Genomic DNA, 20,408 nt, shown 5'->3' with positions numbered 1-20,408 from the left:
GCGAGATTGTTTGTTGGTTGTGGGAATTCCTATGCTGATTCTGTATTGGGTTTTGGTTGCGTTGATGGTGGTGGGTGTTGCGGGGGCGTTTATTCCCGGTGTGCCGGGGCCGTCGATCGTCCTTGCGGCCATTGTTGTGTGGGGTGTGGTGACGAGTTTCCAGCAGGTGTTGTGGGCGTTGATTGCCGCGATCGTGATTTTGGTCTTTTGTTTTGGGGTGGATTTGCTGGCGGGCTATCTGGGCGCTAAGCAAGCGGGAGCCAGTAAGTGGGGCCAAATTGGTGCGGTTGTTGGCATGATTGTTGGCTTGATCGGTGTGATTCCGTTGCCTGTGGTGGGTATTTTGGGGTTGTTAATTTGGCCGTTGATTGGTGCGGTGATTGGGGAGTTTATTTACTGTAAGGATTGGAAGCAGTCGCTGAAAGCAGGTGTGGGAATTGTTGTCGGTTCTGTGGTTGGTAACATTATTCAAGGCGTTTTCACGATCGTTCCACTTGTAATTTTTGTGTGGACAACTTGGTCACAACTAGGTTCATTCTGATGACTGAGTTTACGCCACTAACAGCCACTAATTACTTCCGTCTTGATGATCTCTTTACTCAACGCGATCAAGTTGTTATCTAATGAGTTAATCAATGGGTGGGTTAGATAGCAGGGTTTCTAGGGTGTGGGATTGGAAGGGGAAGGCTCGCACGATCGCGGTGCAGTTCAGTTCGCCGTAGATGTGGGGGAAGTTGCCGAGGTCGGGGACGGGGTCGAATTGCCAGGGGGCGGTAATTTTTTGGGGGTCGATGCAGAGCAGGATGAGGTCGGGTTGGTCGCGGTAGAACTGGTGGGCGACCCAGAGAATTTTTTCGCGGGTGGAGCAGTGGATGAAGCCTTCGGTGTCGAGGCTGGGGGCGCGGTAGGTGCCGCTGGTTTGGGCATGTTGCCAAGCGGGGGCGGTGGTGATGTGGTAGATTTCGTCGATGCGATCGCAGCGGATTTCGATCATGAAGCCGTCGGGGTCGAAGAAGTAAATACCGCGTCCGGTGGGGCGAGAGATGGGGCCTGCGTCGATCGGGATGTGGTTGGCTTTGAGGATTTCGACGGCGCGATCGAAGCTTTCTGGGTGGATGTCGAAGGCGAGGTGATTGGCGCGGGTGAATTGCTGGGTGGGGTCGGGGTTGGGGGGCTGGAGATCGGGTTCCCAAAAGAGGTCGAGGATTAGGCCATCGGGGGTTTTGAAGTTGGTGACTTTGCCGTTGGCGACGAGGTCTTTGAGGGTGGAGGGGATTTCGTCGCCGGAGAGTTGGTGCAGGCCGAGGAGGGTGCCGTAGAAGTGGCAGGAGGCTTGCATGTCTTTGACGTTGAGGGCGATGTGGTGGACGGTGCGGAGGGTGTTGGGGGGGAGGGTTGGCATGGGGGGAGTGGGAGGGTAGGAGGGTGTTTTTATTTTAGGGGATGGGTGTTGGGGAGTGGGGAGTAGGAGAGTGGGGGAGTGGTGTTATAACAGGGGGTAGTTTCCTTCTGTCATAGCGTTTTGGGATTGATTGGTATGCCTACTCCACGGCCTAAGTCTCCTAAAGAGCGGCGTGATGCGCGGAATGCTCGATCGTTTGTTGGGAGGTTGGTGCAGCAGGATCAGTTTCGACGATCGCTGTTGGAGCCGGATCACAGTGAGGCGAAGATTATTTTTGGGATTTCGGGGCAGGGGGGCGTGGGGAAGACGACGCTGCTGAAGGAGTTTCGGCGGATTGCGGAGGAGAATGGGCATTTGGTGGCCTATGTGAGTGAGGGGGTGGCGACGAATTTGGTGAATGATACCCCGGAGGCGATGCATCGGCTGGTGGAGGATTTGGAGCAGCAGGGGTTGAAGTTTGATAGTTTCCGTAAGCGCTATCGGGAGTATCGGGTTAAGAAGCAGGAGCTAGAAGCGAGGCCGGAAGCGTCTAAGAATTTGCTGGCGGATGTGGTGCGGGGAACGACGAAGATTGCTTTGGATGTGGGAAAGGCGTCGATTCCGGTGGTGGGCGGCATGATTGATAGTGAGCCGATCGCTGCGCGGGTGGGGGAAATGGCGAATGCGGGCTGGGAGAGTTTGCAGGGCCGGGATGATGAGCGGTTGATGAAGGAAACGCTGGAGGAGTTAACGCCGCTGTTTCTGGAGGGGATTAATCGGATTGCGGCGGAGAAGGCACTCGCAGAGAAGACAGTGGTTCTGATGCTGGATACCTATGAGGTGACGGGGCCGTTTTTGGATGGGTGGGTGCGATCGTTTTTGAATAATGAGTTTGGTGAGATTCGGGTGGGGTTGTTGTTGTGTATTGCGGGGCGGCAACCGCTCGATCGCAATGCTTGGGAGGATTGGGATGATTGCATTGCCCGATCGCCGTTGGAGCCGTTTACGGAGGAGGAGGCGCGGCGGTTTTTGGCGAGTAAGGGGATTATGAGTGAGGCGGTGATTGGGGAGATTTGGCGGTTGTCGGGGGGTGGGTTGCCGATGTTGGTGTCGATGATGGCAGATAGTGCTCCGACGACGGTGGATGCGGTGGTGGATCCCTGTGAGGAGGCGGTGGAGCGGTTTTTGAAGTGGGAGCAGGATGGGGCACGGCGGCAGTTGGCGCTGGAGGGGGCCTGTGCGCGGGTGTTGAATGAGGATGTGGCGGCGGTGTTGGGGGATGGGGCGTTTGAGTGGTTGAAGGGTTGTGCGTTTGTGGTGCGGGATGGGGCGTGTTGGCGCTATCACTCGGTGGTGCGGGAGCAGATGGTGCGCTATGGGATGCAGCGGTCTGGGAAGCGCTGGGCGGAGGTGCATGGCAAGTTGGTGGGGTATTACGCCGAGCGGCAGGGGGCGTTGGGGCTGGAGGCGGGCAAAGAGGCGAAGGATGAGGTGTGGCGGGAGTTTGCGTTGGAGGGGTTGTATCACGAGTTGTGTGTGGCTCCGCAGGGGAAGGTGGGGCTGGCACTGAATGGGTTTTTGCGGGCGTTGAGGCAGTCGCGGGCGTTTGCGCAGGAGTGGGCGGGGGTGATGGTGCAGGCGGGGCAGGAGGCGCGGTGTGAGGGGTTGCGGCGCTGGGGAGAGCGGCTGCGGGAGGGGCTGGTGGCGCAGCAGGAGAAGCGCTATGGGGAGGCGATTCCAGTGCTGACGGCGCTGTTGGCGGAGGCGGGAATTGAGGAGAAGTTACGGGCAGTTGCGCTTTATCGGCGAGGGCGTTGGTCTCGCTGGAATCAGCAGGAGGAGGCTGCGCTGAAGGATTTTCAGCAGGCGGTAGAGATTGATGGAGAGGATTCAGACTATTGGTTTGATTTGGCTTCCACCTGTCAACACTTGAAACGGTGCGAGGAGGCGATCACGGCTTACCAAAGAGCGATCGAACTCGACCCGAAATTTGCCTCTCCTCACAAAAACTTAGGCAATGTCTACAGAGAACAGAAACGGTATGAAGAGGCAATCGCGGCGTACGAAAGAGCGATCGAACTCGACTCGAAATGGGCTGCTCCTCATCACAACTTAGGTATTCTCTACCAAGAACAGAAACGCTATGGGGAAGCGATTTTGGCGTACGAAAGAGTGATTGAACTTGACCCAAAAAATGCCATGACTTACTACAATTTAGGTATTCTCTACAAAGAACAGAAGCAATCTGATAAAGCAATAGCGGCTTACCAAAAAGTGATTAAGATTGACTCTAAATTTGCTCCTGCTCACAATAACTTAGGCAACATCTACCAAGAGCTTAAAAAAAATGATTTAGCTATTCAATCATATCGTCAAGCTCTTGAATCACCAGACTTATTAAGTGCTCATACATTTGCCTACAGTAATCTAGGTGATGTCTACAGAGAGCAAAAAAAGTATGGTGAAGCCATCACTGCTTACGAAAAATCTATCGAACTAGATCCGAAATACAAATCGGCATTTGCTAATAGAGGGAAAACCTATCAATTGCTGGAACGATATGATGAAGCATTGCAGGACTTTGACCGTGTGATCGAACTTATTGATAGTGATACTATTGAATTTGATGATAGTTATACTTCGGTATTTGCTAATAGAGGGGAAACCTATCAATTGCTGGAACGATATGATGAAGCATTGCAGGACTTTGACCGTGTGATCGAACTTATTGATAGTGATACTATTGAATTTGATGATAGTTATACTTCGGTTATTGTATCTCGTGGACAGACTTATCAAGCGTTAAAACGCTACAAAGATGCATTAAATGATTTTGAATTAGCTCTAAAAAATAATCCGTCTGATATTACTGTTCAGGAGCAAATTGGCCATCTTCAATATAAATTAGAACAATATTCAGAATCTTTATTATCTTTTCAAAAAGCATTAGATCTACAGCCGGGAAATTTAGCCTTTCGTAGTAACTTAGGATATCTAAACTTGCTTCAAGGTGATTTCAGAACAGCAGAAAGTTTGATTAAGCAAGTAATTGAAAAAGAAAAATTCGATCGAGCTTGGCTGAATTATGGTCTTGTTAAAGCTCAACGAGGCGAATTAGACGAGGCGAAACAATCCTGGCACAAAGGACTAGATTTGATGGTTGCTGATAGTGATTGGGATCAGGCTGTTCATTGCGTATTTACAGTAGCATTGGGCAATACCACCGATGGCTTCGATCGATTAAATAATCTGATCCAATCCTGTACCGATAAATTTGCTCTGAGAAATGCTCTTAATGACGCAACTATCCTTTCACGTAGTCCACAAGCGATTACTGGAGTTGATCAGGTAATTCAACTTTTACAAGCTGCTCTTGCAGCAGATTAAACAATCAGTTTCAGAGTTCAAGTTGCTTGACCACAGAATCGGGATTGCTCAAGAGCCTGCCTTTAATCTCAGTCGATCAATGTTGCCGATCGCCATTGTTGCGAAGTGTCTCACGAGGCTTGACAGTTCCCCTCGTTATCCGTAGGCTTGTTTCTCATAGCTGATTACAACCGTGTTTAACTTCCCGATTCGATCAGCTTGTCTCCCAAAAATTAAGGCGCTGCCTAAGTTGCTGGTAACAACGGAAGGCAGCTAAACCCCCAAGCTGTTACGGCCAGCAAGGCGGTCTGACACGGATTGTAACATTCGATCGGGCCACCCTACTTGTCCTGCAAAGAGGGTGGCTTTAATTTTTGGGGTTTCCTCCCATCCCTACACAGGAGAAATCCCCATGTTCGTTAGCTTTGACGATCTCGATCGTGCGATCGAGGACGATCGTAAACCCCTGCAATTTTATCTCTTGGGCACCCGCGAAGAAGTCCAATCCACCATCAACCAATTGTACGTGTTGCGCTTCAGCGATCGGGTGCGCTGGAGTCCCCCCGTTCCCGTCCCCGGCTCCAATTGGCAGTATGTCAGCAAAATGGAACGCGATCGGATGACAGAATAAGTGTGATCGATCTGTTGTCCCAAGGATTGCATAAAAACCGGGATTTTTAGAAAATCCCGGTTTTTGGAGAGTTGCGATCGACGTTAGATTCAACACTAAAAAGAAAAAACGAATCACATGTAGAAACATGTAGACAAATGCTATTTTTTCTTAACTCGCCTGCCTACCCTGCACCCGATCCAAATCGATCGGAATTTCAATCACAAACTCCGCTCCCCCCTCTGGCCCACTACAGCACCGCAACCGCCCCTGATGTTTCTCCGTCACAATCTGATAGCTAATCGATAGCCCCATCCCTGTCCCTTGACCCACGGGCTTCGTTGTAAAGAATGGATCAAACAACCGCGATCGATGCTCCGGCGCAATACCACACCCATTATCCGCGATCGTAATCTTCACCCATCCCGGCTGACTCACCTCCGTCCGAATCGTAATCTTCGGTTGCTCCATCACCTCCGGTTGCACCCTCGGAAACTTCTCCAACACCGCATCGATCGCATTGGACAAAAGATTCATAAACACCTGGTTCAACTGCCCCGCATAGCAATTCACCAGTGGCAGATCCCCATACACCTTCTCCACGTGAATACTCGGTTGATCCGCATTGGCCTTTAACCGATGCTGCAAAATCATCAACGTACTATCCAAGCCCTCATGCAAATTTGCCGACTTGCAATCCGCCTCATCCAACCGAGAAAACGTCCGCAACGACAACACAATCTGCTTAATCCGTTCCGCCCCCTCCTGCATCGATCGCAGCGTTTTAGGAAAATCCTCAACGACAAAATCCAACTCGATCGCCTCAGCCCAAGCTTGAATTGCTGGCTCAGGCTGCGGATAATGCTGCTGATACAACTTCAACAAACCTAAAATGCCCTGGGCATAGGCTTCCACATGGCCCAAATTGCCGTAAATAAAACTCGTCGGGTTGTTAATTTCATGGGCTACCCCCGCCACCAACTGCCCCAAGGACGACATCTTCTCACTTTGGACTAACTGCGTTTGCGTCCGTTTCAACTCCTTAATCGCGATCGCCAAATCGATCGCCTGCCGCCGCGATCGGGCCTCCGACTGTTTCAGCGCTTCTTCGACCTGCTTCCGCTCCGTCACATCAAACAAAAAACCATCCCAAATAATGTCCCCATTCTCCCGCTTCGTTGGAATGGATTGCCCTTGAATCCATTTCATAATGCCGGAAGCCGTCCGAATTCGATGTTCCGAAAACCACGGTTCCAAGGTTTGCGCTGACACCATAACGGATTGATTCAGCGCTGTAACATCCTCCGGAAGCACCAAGCTCCACAATGCATTCGGATCAGCAACAGCCATCTCCGGCGCAACTTCATACACATCCCAACACCGGGGACTGACATAGACAAATTCTTGTGAGCCATCTGGACGCAACAAAAATTGGTACAGAATGCCCGGAATATTTTTAGCCAACTGGCGAAATTCCCGTTGTTGTTGCTTCAGCGCCCGCTCCACCAACTTGCGATCGCTAATATCTCGGATCACCGACAAAGCATGGGGTTTCCCTCGATATAAATAGGGCGTGCCAATCACCTCCACATCCACGATCGAGCCGTCCCGCCGGAAATACTTAGACTCCGCAGAAAAGGGTTGTCCTTGGTCAATACAATCAAAAAATCGAGTCAACTGAAATTGATATTCCGGGACAATGACATCTTTGGTATCCAGGCCAATTAATGCCTCGTAGGGATACCCATAGATACGACAGGCCGCTGGATTCGCTTCAACCACATGATGCGTTGCCAGATCCGTCATCACAATCCCATCCGTAACCGTTTCCACAATGCCCCGGTATTGTGCCTCCTGCTGCCGTAAGCTGGCTTCGGTTTGCTTGCGCTCAATCTCAGCCCCCACCCGCGCCGCAAAAATCCGCAAAATCGACTCCTGGGTGCGATCGTCCTCATTCAACGGTTGGGTGCCCAACACCCCCATCGTGCCGAGTAAACGACCCTGGCTATCCACCAACGTAATACTTAAATAACTTTCGACTCCCCACACCGTTAAATCGTGATCCTCAGGAAATCTCGTTTGTAGAGAATGGGGAAACCGGGCAAACCCCTCCCGAACTGTAACGGCACAGGGGGTTCCCGCCAAATCATATTCAAAATTCTCAGCAAAATCCTTCCCAGCCCAGACTGCCAACATTCTTGCCCGCGATCGCGTGTCATCAATAAATTCCGTAATGAACGCAAACGGCATCCGCAAAGCCTCTGCCAAGAATTTCACACACGATCGAAAAAACTCATCTCCGGTACTTGCACTGGTTCCATCTACAACCAACCGCAAAGCTTCCTCGTGGCGTTTCCGTTCCGTCCAGTCAAAGGCAGTTCCAATCACCCGATAGACCCGATCTTGCTCATCCTTCACTGGATTCAAGGTCGTCATCCACCAAGTGACTTTCCCTTGGAAAACCAGAGATTCCTCATACTGCAACGGCAACCCCGTCTGCACTACATGCTGCAACCGCTGCCGCGCTAATGCTCCCGCTTCGACCCCATGAATGGCCTCCGGCGTTTTGCCCATCACCTCTGCACTGGATAGCCCCGCCACCTGTTCCGCCGATCGATTCCAGCTTGCATAGCGGAACTCATCCCCGCCTATCACATCAATCACAAAGATAGGATAATCCACACCATCGTAAATCGATCGCAAAAACTGTTCCTGCTCAGAGGGGATGGGTTCTTGCCAACTCCTATCCCGAGGTTCTTGTTTATATCGTTGTAATTCATAGCGAATACCTGCCGCTCGCGAAAATGCTTCTGAAATGCCATCTCGAGTACTGATCGTTTTAAGTTGTCGTTTTGCAGCGATCGCCAACCGATCGTACGCTTCCCGTAATGCTTCCTTCATCCATTGGTTTTCCTGTTCGAGCAGCATTAATTGCTGAGAGACAGAACTCAGTTCATCTGATTGAAGTGCGGAATTAAGAAGCATACTAAAATCTCGCAGAAACTCAAGAGCGAAGATAGGGACAAGGCAATTGTGGCAAGCGAGTGAGAAAAATTTAAAAAGGACAAAAGAGCTGCTGAAAAATCGTAAAATTACTGAACTGTGAAAATACAATTTTCAAAAAATCAGAGAACTTACGATTTCAACACCTTAAAAAATTCGACAAGTTCAAGATTAATCAACCTAGAAATGATTCAATAATTGATCGATCCTGAATGTGTTGATCTAGACTACCCATTCTGCAATAAGATCGACCTCTAGGACTTCAGCAAAAACTATAAAAAAACTAAAGTTATACAGTAACAAAAACAATAGAGAACAAGGAGGGACTCTTGTCACCAAAAGTCCCCCATAGGTCATTCATCTTCAAGTCATTAATATTGAGATTCTGCATATTCAGGGAATCGAACTCGCCCTAGGAAATCGGGACTTCTTCCTTCTTGTCAGCTCTCACCTTGCGACCAAACGTTAATTTCCCATCCTGACAGTCAATCACGATCGTATCTCCTGCTGCGAAGGCATTTTCTAGCAACTTCGTCGCGATCGGGTTCTGTAACTGTCGCTGAATCGCCCGCTTCAGGGGGCGTGCGCCATAGGTTGGGTCATAGCCTGCATCGGCAATGTGCACCTTCGCCGCATCCGTAATTTCCAGCGAAATCTTTTGATCCGCTAACAAGCCCGCAATCTTTTGAATCTGCAAGCCTACAATGCTGCTCAATTCTTGGCGACTCAAGGGATGGAACAAAATCGTATCGTCAATCCGATTCAGAAATTCTGGACGAAAATGCTTTTGCAAGGCCGCCATCACCCGAGCTTCCATTTCGTGATAGCGCCCATCATCTCCAGCAACTTCTAAAATGTGTTCGCTGCCAATGTTACTCGTCATCACAATCACCGTGTTGCTAAAACTGACGGTGCGGCCCTGTCCATCGGTAATTCGCCCATCATCTAACACTTGCAGCAGAATGTTAAACACATCCGGGTGCGCTTTTTCTACTTCATCAAACAGGACGACCGAATAGGGTTTGCGCCGCACGGCCTCGGTGAGTTGCCCACCTTCCTCATAACCCACATAGCCCGGAGGGGCACCAATCACCCGCATCACCGAACTTTTGTCCATATATTCCGACATATCCAGCCGGATCATGGCATCTTCTGCGTCAAACAAAATTTCCGCCAAGGCCCGCGCTAACTCCGTCTTGCCGACGCCCGTAGGCCCCATGAAGAGAAAGGAGCCGATCGGACGATGGAGATCCTTCATACCCGATCGGGCTCGCCGGATTGCCGCTGCCACAGCTTCCACCGCATCATTCTGCCCAATCACCCGACCGTGCAAATGCCGTTCTAGGTTTAGTAACTTTTGCCGCTCCGATTCCATTAACCGATTGACGGGAATGCCGGTCCACTTGGCTACAATCTCTGCGATATCCGACTCCGTTACCTGTTCCCGTGCCAGGGTCGAACCCTGCGCTTGTAGCTTAGTAATCTCTTGTTCCCGTGCAGCCCGTTCCGATTCTAATTTCTCCAACTCATAGCGGAAACGATACATGTTGTTGTAATCAAACTCTCGCTCTGCCTGTTTGATTTGATTGCGTAATTGCTCTTCCTTTTTCAGTTCTTCATTGCGTTCATCTAGCAATCGCTTTTCTGACTCCCAACGACTGCTGAGATCATTCTTCCGAACTTCTAGTGTCGCAATTTCCTTCTCAATCTTCTCGACTCGACTCTTGGCCGATGCCGATGCCGTTGGGGACTTGCTCTCATCCTCTAACGACCGCTTCTCCATCTCTAATTGTGCTAACCGCCGCTCCAACGATTCCAACGCCGCTGGTTTCGAGGTCACTTCCATGCGTAACTTGGCCGAGGCTTCATCCACCAGATCGATCGCCTTATCCGGCAAAAACCGATCGGCAATATAGCGCGAAGACAATTGCGCCGCTGCCACTAAGGCCGAATCCGCAATTTTCACGCCATGGTGCGCCTCATAGCGCTCCTTCAGTCCCCGCAGGATCGAGACTGTATCATCCACCGTCGGCTGCTCCACCAAGACCTGCTGGAATCGTCGCTCTAAAGCCGCGTCTTTTTCAATAAATTGACGGTACTCATTCAGCGTTGTTGCGCCAATGCAGCGCAACTCACCCCGCGCCAACATTGGCTTCAGCAAGTTGCTGGCGTCCATAGAGCCTTGGTTGCCCCCCGCGCCCACGACGGTGTGCAACTCATCAATGAACAGCACAATTTGCCCTTCCGAGGCCATCACTTCCTTGAGCACCGTCCGCAACCGTTCCTCAAATTCGCCTCGGTACTTGGCCCCCGCAATCAGCGATCCCATGTCTAGGGAAATCAACTGTCGATCCTTGAGTGACTCTGGCACCTGCCCATCAATAATCCGCTGGGCCAACCCTTCCACGATCGCCGTTTTGCCCACCCCCGGTTCTCCAATCAAGACCGGATTATTTTTACTCCGTCGCGAGAGAACTTGAATCACCCGCCGAATTTCCTCATCTCGACCGATCACGGGATCAATCTTGCCCTCCCGCGCCAGTTCCGTTAGGTCACGGCCAAACCGTTCCAAGGCCGAAGTGGGGCCATTGCTAGACCCGCCACTGGGTAAACCTGCCACTCGACCCGTATCCCCTGCCGCTTCCAGGGCCTTTTGAGTGGCCTTGGCTTCCTTAATTGCGACTTCTAATTGCTTACTATCTAGATTGAATGCCCGAAACAGCCGAATCCCCAAGCGCGGGTCGGTCGTAAAGCCCAGCAGCAAGTGCTCCACACCGATCGTGGTTTCCTGGGCTGCGTTCCGGGCAATTTCCGCCCGATCGAGGAGCTTCTCTAGGCTATAGCCCACATATAATTGGTCAACTGCCCCTAGCTTGGGTTGGCGCTGGGTAAAGTCATCAATTTGCTGGAAGAAGCGGGTCACATCTACGCCCGCCTTGGTCAGAACTTTGCCCACCAGACCATCAGCCTGTTCCAGCAGTGCCACCATCACATGCTCAGCCTCCAAGTTCTGGTGCTTGTAGCGACGAACAACATCTTGGGACTGGACAATGGCTTCCCATGCCTTTTCGGTAAACTTGCTCGGATCAGTCGGTTGCATTGGCTCCAGGGAATGACGGGTCAGTGAATTGAGAGAGTCAGTAGACCGCCTAGGGTCTAGACATCCTATTTTAAGGGCAGTCGCCCCTTCAGGAACATCCACCCGTTCAACATTCCAGGATCCTCAAAACTCACCTCCGGTCTCAAAACCCCGTCTCAAAACTCAAAGGTCATCCGTAAAGACCATTGCCACACCGTTGCTCCCTTGCGATTATCTGGATTGGTCAACACCATGACCGAGGGGCTGAAGTTAATGTAGTCATTTAATAACAAGCCAAAATAAGCTTCCACATTCGTTTGGGTTGCATTGCCCAAATCCTTCGTGACAAATGGCTGACCGATCGCTAACCCTGCCTTGGATCCCGGAATCACAAAATTCCGTAAAATGCCTCCGATCGCCCAGGTTTTAGGATTTAAATCCAAATCATCTCCCAGCGCTCGATTAAAGCCTTGGTAGTGGCCGATTCCCACCCGTGCAAATACACCAAACTGACGGTTGACCGCCCATTCAGCATTGGCTCCAAAGGCATTAATCACACTGCCGTTGACATTGCCGTTGGTATACTGCAAGCGTAGGGTGATGGGTTGGTCAAACTGATACTCGGCTTCTATCGTGCCTTGATAGCGATCGTGGAATAACCCTTGTGTCGGATCATTGGCATCGGCCCCCACAAACAGTCCCCGCAGTGTCAACGCTTCCTGTACCTGCCAACTGACCGCAACCCCTGCTCCCCCAACGCGATCGATTTCATTTTGCACAATCAGCGGATTATTGCTGAAAAAGCTGGAAATGAAGTTCTGCCCGGAGTCATTGGCAAAGGTATTGTGATCCACAAAAGCGCTCGGCGGTAAAGCGGTGCCCACGGCCACCGTCAAGTTCTCGATCGGTTGGAAGCTATAGTACAGCTTGCGCAGGCGTATCCCGGCTTCACTGGTCACTGGATCCAATCCGCCACCATCAGCTAAAATGCCTAGGGTTTCCAGCACGCCCCCTTTTTGCCGTTGATTTTCCGAGATGGCATCCCGACCCTGGTTTCCCGCTTCCAATTGCGTCACCAGCAGATCATTGCCCAAAAAACTGGTATTTAAATTCAGCCGAGTCCGGGATACGAACGTGGCTTTCCCCCGAGTCCCATTCGTCAACAGTTGGTCACTGCGGATGCCCAACTTGGTGGTGGTGGAGAACTGCTGCCTTTCCAACTCAGCGGTCAAGGGTTCGATCGTGTTAGTCAGACGGTTCTGTAATTCATCAAACGCCTCTTGATAAAAATTCTGGAGATTCCTGACGGTCGCTAAGTCTCCCAAGGCTCCTTCATTTTGGGACTCTTCAATAAACTGCTCAATGCGATCGCGCAATTGACTCAGGATCGCAGCAAATTCATACCGATTAATCGGTCGATCGCCGCGAAATGTCCCATCCGGATACCCTACGACAATGCCATACCGCTCCACCAATGCTTTGACCGCTTTATAGGCCCAATCCGAAGGCTGAATATCTGATAGTTCGGAGACGAGGGGTAACTGGGAGAGAGCAGGATCCACCCCTGTCTGATTCCCGGTTCCCGGTTCAATCTGGTTAAGGGTTCCCGGCTCAACAGTTCCCGGCTCAACAGCTTCCGGTTCGACAGTTCCCGGTTCGACGGTTGCGCTGTTCTCAGGAGATGGGTTGTTGGCAAGTGGTTGATTTGCCAGATAACCTGGATCCTCGATCGGGTCTGGTCGGGCAACTGGCGCACTGATTTCTGCGCAGCTAACGTCTAAGGTCGGGCAGGGTAAACCCGCCGCCCAACTGGCGCTCGGCCCTGCGACTAGGCTACCCAGTCCTACGATCGCCCATGAATTGACCCACCACTGGTTGACTGTCCACCGTTTGCCGCCCTTCACAGTTCTCACTCCTCCCGCCTCTCCACACAAGATTAAACCCGATCTCAGCAATTTTGGTTGGCTGAATTCCCACAAATGCACGATCGTTGTCCACAGTTTGATCTGTAGTTCGATCTACAGTTCGATCCATAGCACGATCTATCGTGTGATCCACAGTGCGCCACTAGCTAGGGAGGAGGGGGGAGGAAAGTAGGAGAGCAGGAGGGTGGAATTAGAAAAAAAGACGTTTCTACAGGCCAGTCCTGCAAAAACGTCGGAAGTAACTGGTAGATCGTTAACAAAGTACGATCGACTGCACGATCGCTGAACTTTGAAAAACTGGCGTTCTAAAATCGGGGTGGGTTATTTTTGTCCAGATTTCACCTCGGTTTTTTCAGGCCGAACGGAAGAATGGTGTTCGATAATCAACCAATCATTGCCGCGTTTTGCATAGACAAATGTGTAGCGAGCAGGAACAAACACACGCTTACCATTTTCAATAAATGAGAATGTGTATAGTCCAGAATTGGTTGCAGTGTCGTTGTCGAGAATGCGAATGTTTTGCTCATCAAATTGAACTTGCAATCCTTCTCGCTTGGTTAAACCCACAAAATAGTTATGGATTTCCGTAGGGGTGTCCAATTCGTTTGTAAATGTTGCTAGAAGAACGGCTTCTTTATCGTATAAAGCGTGGATCTTGTGCGGATCGCGACTGGCCAAAGCCTTGCCCCAAGCCGTACCCAACGCTTCTACCGCCGCTGCTGAGGGCATCGTTTCTGCGTAAATTGTCTTTGCACTGGTTTCTTTCACCCCAGAAGTGGTTTTGCTGGGCATGGCCTGCATAGGCGCTGCAAAACCAACAACGATCGCAACTGCACTTGCAACGCAGGAACGCACAATAAAGTGATTCCGATTAAATTGAATTGTCATAGAAAAATTACGCACTGTGAACAGGTGAATGCATTTATTTAGATGTAGGCGATATTGCCCTCTCTATAAATACCGCAATTTGCGCACTGGCTGGCCCGAGAACGATTGTGAATTCTCGAATCTGGGTCTGAGAAATTTCTATGCATTAAAAAACTGAATAGGTCTATCGATTTCAGTTGACTGATTCAATCTCCGGCTTCTTGCCACCGACTGCTACTAGAAATGAGGAGCCTAGCCCAACCATTGGATCAGCGCTTCTGGAACCAACTGCCTCTGGCTAACCTGGAGTTCTTCTAGACTTTGCCAGCGCGCGATCTCGGGGGAGCTGCCATCATCATGCTCGCACCAAGCCACTTCACCTTGTTCGTAGAGTGCGCGATCGACAAATTCTGCATCGTAGACAAATACGATTTCATGCCCTAGTGTGCCGTTGTAAACAAAGCGATTTTCCAAGACGCCTAGCAGTTGGATATTCTGGATGGTTTGTCCCGTTTCTTCTAGGATTTCCCGCGCGATCGCGGCTTCGCTGGATTCCCCAAACTCAATGCCTCCCCCAAGCGGTCGGCAAAAATGGCTCTGCTTGACCGGATCAAAACCTTCAGAGACCAAAATACGTTGACCCTCTCGAAATAGACAAATGGCGATCGGTCGAATGCGGGAGGTTCTCATAATCGGTAATTATTGCGTTAGGACTTCTGACCTTCACAACTTAGCTTGCAATTCGTCTAAGGCTTGTAAACTAACGACTTGCCATGCCCGATCGATCGCTTGTTCCACCCATTCCACCAAAGGCAACTGAGGAAAAAGGCCACTTGTGGCGGAAGGAATATAATTTCCAGCTTGCAGCAAGTCAATAGTTAAATGGCCGTTGGCATAGATCCAAACTTCGGGCACTGCGATCGCTTGATACGCGGCAAGGGTCGTTGCTGAGGTCACATCCGTTTCAATGGCAAGGTCTGGAGGGGGATCGCCAGGTTCCAAGCGACGCCGACCAATTATTCGCTCACAGTTTTGGATATCAAAACAAGCATCGGGTTCTACCCCTGCGAGGCCCTGTTGCTTGAAGGTGGTTGAGCCAAAGGGTTGATAGCGGGTTCCCGTCGATCGCAGCAGCAGTTTGACGATATCGGCGATTAAGTCAGTCGGAATTTCATGCTCAGGCAACGGCACCATGATTTCCAATGTCCTGTCACTGTAAGCAATGCGGGCTAAGCGCTGATTGCCCAACTCTTGCAAAATCTCCTCAAATTCCTCCCAACTGACCCCAGGAATTGTTACACGGCTACCGGGAGCCAGTTGAAGCTGACTGATCGGTTTACTGACAGGCACAGAAAATGTCATAAAAGTGCCAAACCTGAAGACTAAAAACGAAGATTGAGGCCACTGATCAAGACAAGTAGATTCTACCGAAGAACTCCATTGATTATTTCAAGTGATGGGGCTACTTAATTCAGATAAGCACGAACAATTGCAGAAGAATTCATCCACCACCCGTAGTGTAGACGCTATATATAGCCCTTGTAGTTTATATACACAATAGTTGTCAGTTGTCAAAAGTCTCTTTAGAATAGATCCCTAGCTGGATGGTACACAATATCTAGTTGGTATCGCTACAGTGGGTGCTCTAGTTTTCTGTGTATAAGACCCCAGAAAATCGAGGTAGACACTATCCGTAGCATTGTGGAGAAGTTCAAGACTTTCAACCTTTTATTCTGTCCAACATCTTATGCTATCTGAAAATACTCAAGAAGTTATCCAGACCGCAGAGCAGTTGATTTGTACTGACAATGTCTTTTCTTGTCCCGATCGACACGGCCCGAATCGATGGAGTCGCTATCGCGAAATTCACCAGACCTGTATGATGCAGTTCAAGTCGTCAAAATACAGTCATTTCGTCGATTGTGACTCTCTGACATTCAGCGAAGATACAGAGAAAGGAATCCTTTTGAGTGGAGAGATAGCCTGCTTAGGAAAAATCTTGATTCGTGCAGAAAAGAGTCTTCGTACCCTTGAATGCCTTAACGGGGACCGCATTGTACAGACAGTTTGGTATGCCTACAATGCTTCAGTTCAAGACCATGGCAACATACTGCGCTACGATAACCAAGACCAAGATTGGTATCGACCAGGCCATCTCGATGAGCACCACAAACATCTCTTCGACTGGCAGAGTGGCCATGAAATAGGTATCCAGTGGATCGGAAAGTGCAAATGGCCTACTTTAGGGGATTTGATCCATGAAGTTTACGTATGGTACCTAAATAACCAAGCCTTCCTGCCATCTCCTAGAGAATATGCAACTCTCAAGTGTCGAGGGCGATAGCTGACCCAATACTTTCAGCTTTTACCGTCCCATCATTTTGCCAAGCATTTGGTTCACGTAGGCTTGACCATAAACCTGCTTAGGGGTCTTAGGAACTAGGGCATCCGTGGGGTCTTCTGGGTTCGCAGAGGGATTGGGGGGAACGTTAGGCTGAGCGTTGTTCTGGGAATTGGGCTGTCCCCAGGAGGCACCCGGTTGCGTAAACCCATTGGGCACTCCGATGGGCGCTCCGATCGATGCACCAGTCCCATATCCCCCCTGCATTTCTGTGTCCGAAAGATCCGACTCACTGTGGTTGCCAGAGCTGTAACTACTAGAGCTGTAATTACCAGGGTCGTAATTACCAGAGTTGTAATTACCGCCGATCGACCCGTTCCCTTGCCAAACTTGGCCTGTTGCGTGGGTGGGTTGAGGATGGGCACTAATGGGCGACGGATCGCCATCGTTCAACCAGGAATTGGTTTGCGTGGATGTGGCAGGTGGGTTGGGATAGGACGAGAAAAACTGAGTGGAATTGGGATGATTCGGTTGGGGGTGGGCACTCGCCGGAGGAGGCGTCGGATCAGCAAAGGGGCTGGCCGTCGAAGGATTCGGATTACTGGGATAGGGCGGGAACGGTGCAGAATGGGGCCGATCGCTCCAGGGATTGGCCTCAAAGGGTTCAAAGCTCTGATCCGGCATGGAAACCCGACAGGTTGTTTCCCCCGCTGGATTATCTGTTGGATCCCATGGATTTGGGTCACAGGGTTGCCAGGGTTGGCCAGAATTGTCGGTTACGCCCCGAGGATTTTCAGCGATCGGATCCTGCGATGAAGGGATGCCCTGTCCAGAGGTTGATCCAGAGGCTGAAGCGCTTGTAGGGTCAGCTTCAGGGGTTCCCCAGGGATCGGAAAAGTCTAAATTTTGGGCTGCGGGGGAATTGGCTTTTGATCCGGCACTAGACGGGCTATAAAACCCGCTACTGAAATCCTGCTGACTGAAAGAAGCGCTCTGGGAGCTCTGATATCCATGGGCTGAGGTGCTGTCCGGTTCAGCGTCATTCATGGGAATGCCATTCAGCAGCGCATCCAAATCCGTTTGACGGCTACGATCGCCGACAACCGTTCCCGATTCTAGAATGGTTCCCGCATTGACTGTGGCATCTAACACCGTCACCGCAGACCCTAGACAGGCCCGCGCCCCGATCGACACATCCCCAATCAGCAAAACCCCTGCCCCAAGATTAGCCCCTTCATTGATGGTGATGGTGCCATGGTAGGCATGAATGACTGACCCTAAGCCGATACAAACTCCAGAGCGAATAATAATCCGACTGCCTGGATCAGCTTGCAGCAAAACACCCGGCGCGATCGCAGCCCCTGGATGAACCACTACATCACCGCTAACGCAGTACTGCGTCGTATTAATCGGTTCAAAGTGGAGGGACTGCGGAAACATCGCGATAGGCTCAAAATGAAGGAACTACTTCCCAGGGTTAAGGAACTATTTCCCAGGTTTTTGGATAACGGCTTCCAGCACCCGACGCTTAGACCCGTCGGTGCCGATGATGCGGACGTACATGCCAGCATAGTCAGCCAAGATCGCCTCTACATTGGCGATCGCGCCAGACTCATTGCTTGCCTGCACGACGCCCGCCGTTTGCCAGGAGTTGATCCGGAAACGACGTTGGTCAGCGTATTCCAGCGTAATCTTGTGACCAGCGCGCACCAATTGGCGAATCTGATCCACAGTCTGGGCACTCAAGCTGCCTGCGGAAACCGGAGCACTGGCTGCCGGAGCACTGTAGCTAGCCCCATAGCTGGCGCTGCTAGCTGCTGCGGGCGCTTTCGCACCGGGACGATGCACCACGACTTCAGCCAAACGCTTCTTGGCACGGGTATCGACCCCAATCAAGCGAACGTAATCATTGCCGTGCTGGGCAATAAAGCTACTCACGGCGTTGGCAATCTCACCGGCGCTGCGACCTTGGATAGGCGGAACCGTTGTCCAAGAAGACGCACGGTAGCGGCGCTGATCCGCGTATTCCAACCCAATTACCGCACCTTGATTCAGCAATTGCTGAATTTGACCGGCTAAATCACTACTGGCCGCAGGCGCAGAAACACTCGCCGCGCTAGAGAATCCATTGGAGGAGGCAGAAGACGTGCTCACCGTGGCTTGTCCATTGGGACGCTGCACGATCGCTTCCAGCAGGCGTTTCTTCGCCACCGGATCAACGCCGACAATGCGAACGTAATTGCCCGCTTGCTGAGCCAAGATGCGATTCAGTTCTGCCACCACCCCAGATTCCCCAGAAGCTTGGAGAAATCCAGCATTCTGCCAAGAGGAAGTCTGGAATTGGCGCTTGTTGGCGTACTCGACCGCAATCTTGCCGCCGCGACCCAGGACTTGCCGGATCTGAGCCGAGAGAGAGCTATCGACCGCTGCTGCCGATGGCTTGTGGCCGTTGGAAGCATAGCTAGGAGCTGCTGTATAGCCATTGCTGGAAGCGGCACCGCTAAAGGTCAAAGGTGCATCCTCTGGGCGTTGAATGATTTTCTCCATCACCCGTTTCTTGGCTTTCGCGTCGATGCCAATCAACCGGACGTATTCCCCGGCGTGATCGGCTAAACAGGATTGAAGTTCACCCAGCACCGCAGATTCTGCAGTGGCTTGAATGGGAGAACAGCTCTTCCATCCACCGTTCTGAAACTGACGCTTGTTAGCGTGCTCGGTACCGATGCGGTAGCCCTGCGCCAAGAGTTGACGCACGTGATCCACCACTTCCGCTACTGGACTTTTAGACTGATAGGTAGTAGCCATGTCGTTTTTAATCGGAAGGATACAAGCAGTGTCTTCGGCGCAGTGATAACCCGATCGCAGCGCTTCGTTAATTCCAATCACATGCTTAGCGAAGTGCTTGTCCTGCTCCTGCACGTCTGGCAGGCGATCGGCTTGCTGCTGGTTGGTAATGATTGACCCAGAGGGAACATATTTCCCAGGCGGAATTTCCACATCTTGGATGAGACAATGCATCATCACGATCGAACCCGCGCCTACCCGTGCGTTAAACACCGTAGAGCGAAAGCCGATGAAGCAATGATCGCCGACGTAGGCAGGACCATGCACCAAGGCCATGTGTGTGATGGATGAATTGTTTCCGATCCAAACCGAATAGGATTCACCGTCGTCTCCCAGGACGCGACCTTGATCAAGGCCGTGCACCACGACCCCATCCTGCAGGTTGGTATTGCGACCAATGTGGAATGGGGTTCCTTCATCTGCCCGGACAGAGGTACCCGGTGCAATGAGTACATTTTCTCCGACCCGCACGTCTCCAATTAAATTGGAAAAAACGTGCACATAGGCAGACTCGTGAATTTTTGGTTCCGCTAGGGTGCGTGACCAGGGAGTCGGCGGAGCCGCAAAAGAAGTTTGGGCTGCCATGTTCAAATTTTTTCTCCCTGCTGCAATGCAAAAACACCGGAAGCACAGGGTAGGTCAGCTCCGGCGCTATCTCACACAGGAATTACTGTTGTGAATTACCTGTGGATTACCATTGGGTGCCTTTGTCGTAGAGGCGCTGATTATCAACCGTGACTGTGTCAATAATGGCCACTACGGCGGCGTCGATCGGGCGATCGCGATGTCCTTCAACGTTGCGAGAACCACTGCCTCGACTAATCAGCACCCACTCACCTACCCCAGCGCCTACTTTATCAGCAGCAACTTCGTAGACCGGCAACGGACTACCTTCTTCATCTAAAAGCTGCACTAGGAGAAACTTGACGCCTCCTAAATTCGGCTCTTTCTGCGTACTGACAACGGTGCCGCGAACTTTGGCGATTTGCATT

At 51.2% G+C, this 20,408-nt stretch carries 13 protein-coding genes and 1 pseudogene; 3 read left to right on the top strand and 11 right to left on the bottom strand.

Features of this window, described 5'->3' with window-relative positions:
• Positions 1 to 31: 31 nt before the first annotated feature.
• Positions 32 to 541 carry a DUF456 family protein gene (locus tag H6G21_RS02605; protein WP_190570132.1) on the top strand — a complete coding sequence of 170 codons (510 nt, stop codon included), beginning with the start codon at positions 32 to 34 and terminating at the stop codon, positions 539 to 541.
• Positions 542 to 628: 87 nt separating this feature from the next.
• Here H6G21_RS02605 and H6G21_RS26150 read toward each other — a convergent pair whose 3' ends face one another.
• Both H6G21_RS26150 and H6G21_RS26145 read right to left on the bottom strand, forming a co-directional pair.
• Positions 629 to 994, bottom strand: coding sequence for a DUF952 domain-containing protein (locus H6G21_RS26150; RefSeq protein WP_347277969.1), 366 nt, complete (start codon positions 992 to 994; stop codon positions 629 to 631).
• Positions 974 to 1,402: pseudogene (locus H6G21_RS26145) on the bottom strand (VOC family protein); the annotation flags it as partial. The pseudogene H6G21_RS26145 and the gene H6G21_RS26150, both read right to left, overlap by 21 nt.
• A 135-nt stretch (positions 1,403 to 1,537) precedes the next feature.
• Here H6G21_RS26145 and H6G21_RS02595 point away from each other — a divergent pair.
• Both H6G21_RS02595 and H6G21_RS02590 read left to right on the top strand, forming a co-directional pair.
• A complete protein-coding gene (locus H6G21_RS02595) occupies positions 1,538 to 4,768 on the top strand; it encodes an ATP-binding protein (RefSeq protein ID WP_190570128.1) in 3,231 nt (1,076 codons plus the stop codon).
• A gap of 391 nt (positions 4,769 to 5,159) precedes the next feature.
• A complete protein-coding gene (locus H6G21_RS02590; protein WP_190570126.1) occupies positions 5,160 to 5,378 on the top strand; it encodes a hypothetical protein in 219 nt (72 codons plus the stop codon).
• 150 nt (positions 5,379 to 5,528) lie between these two features.
• Here H6G21_RS02590 and H6G21_RS02585 read toward each other — a convergent pair whose 3' ends face one another.
• The 9 genes from H6G21_RS02585 to H6G21_RS02545 all read right to left on the bottom strand — a co-directional run bounded on the left by H6G21_RS02585 (position 5,529) and on the right by H6G21_RS02545 (position 20,407).
• A complete protein-coding gene (locus H6G21_RS02585) occupies positions 5,529 to 8,342 on the bottom strand; it encodes a PAS domain S-box protein (RefSeq protein ID WP_190570124.1) in 2,814 nt (937 codons plus the stop codon).
• A 430-nt stretch (positions 8,343 to 8,772) separates the two neighbouring features.
• A complete protein-coding gene (gene clpB, locus H6G21_RS02580) occupies positions 8,773 to 11,460 on the bottom strand; it encodes an ATP-dependent chaperone ClpB (protein ID WP_190570122.1) in 2,688 nt (895 codons plus the stop codon).
• A 155-nt stretch (positions 11,461 to 11,615) separates the two neighbouring features.
• A complete protein-coding gene (locus H6G21_RS02575; RefSeq protein WP_190570120.1) occupies positions 11,616 to 13,352 on the bottom strand; it encodes an iron uptake porin in 1,737 nt (578 codons plus the stop codon).
• Positions 13,353 to 13,685: 333 nt separating this feature from the next.
• Positions 13,686 to 14,252 carry an SgcJ/EcaC family oxidoreductase gene (locus H6G21_RS02570; RefSeq protein ID WP_190570118.1) on the bottom strand — a complete coding sequence of 189 codons (567 nt, stop codon included), beginning with the start codon at positions 14,250 to 14,252 and terminating at the stop codon, positions 13,686 to 13,688.
• 231 nt (positions 14,253 to 14,483) lie between these two features.
• A complete protein-coding gene (locus tag H6G21_RS02565) occupies positions 14,484 to 14,921 on the bottom strand; it encodes an NUDIX domain-containing protein (RefSeq protein ID WP_190570116.1) in 438 nt (145 codons plus the stop codon).
• Positions 14,922 to 14,954: 33 nt separating this feature from the next.
• Complete coding sequence (locus H6G21_RS02560) at positions 14,955 to 15,593, bottom strand: Uma2 family endonuclease (protein ID WP_190570115.1); 639 nt, start codon at positions 15,591 to 15,593, stop codon at positions 14,955 to 14,957.
• 1,003 nt (positions 15,594 to 16,596) lie between these two features.
• Positions 16,597 to 18,012, bottom strand: a complete 1,416-nt coding sequence (locus tag H6G21_RS02555) for a hypothetical protein (protein WP_190570113.1) — start codon at positions 18,010 to 18,012, stop codon at positions 16,597 to 16,599.
• Between the two features lie 45 nt (positions 18,013 to 18,057).
• On the bottom strand, positions 18,058 to 20,001 hold the full coding sequence (locus H6G21_RS02550; protein WP_190570111.1) for a ribulose bisphosphate carboxylase small subunit: 1,944 nt from the start codon (positions 19,999 to 20,001) through the stop codon (positions 18,058 to 18,060).
• Positions 20,002 to 20,107: 106 nt separating this feature from the next.
• Positions 20,108 to 20,407, bottom strand: coding sequence for a EutN/CcmL family microcompartment protein (locus H6G21_RS02545; RefSeq protein WP_190570109.1), 300 nt, complete (start codon positions 20,405 to 20,407; stop codon positions 20,108 to 20,110).
• Position 20,408 lies beyond the last annotated feature (1 nt).

Origin of the sequence: Alkalinema sp. FACHB-956 (genome assembly GCF_014697025.1) — a bacterium.
Classification (GTDB): domain Bacteria; phylum Cyanobacteriota; class Cyanobacteriia; order Leptolyngbyales; family Leptolyngbyaceae; genus Alkalinema.
Note: the sequence above shows the minus strand (reverse complement) of the source record. Positions and strands in the feature narration are given on the sequence as shown.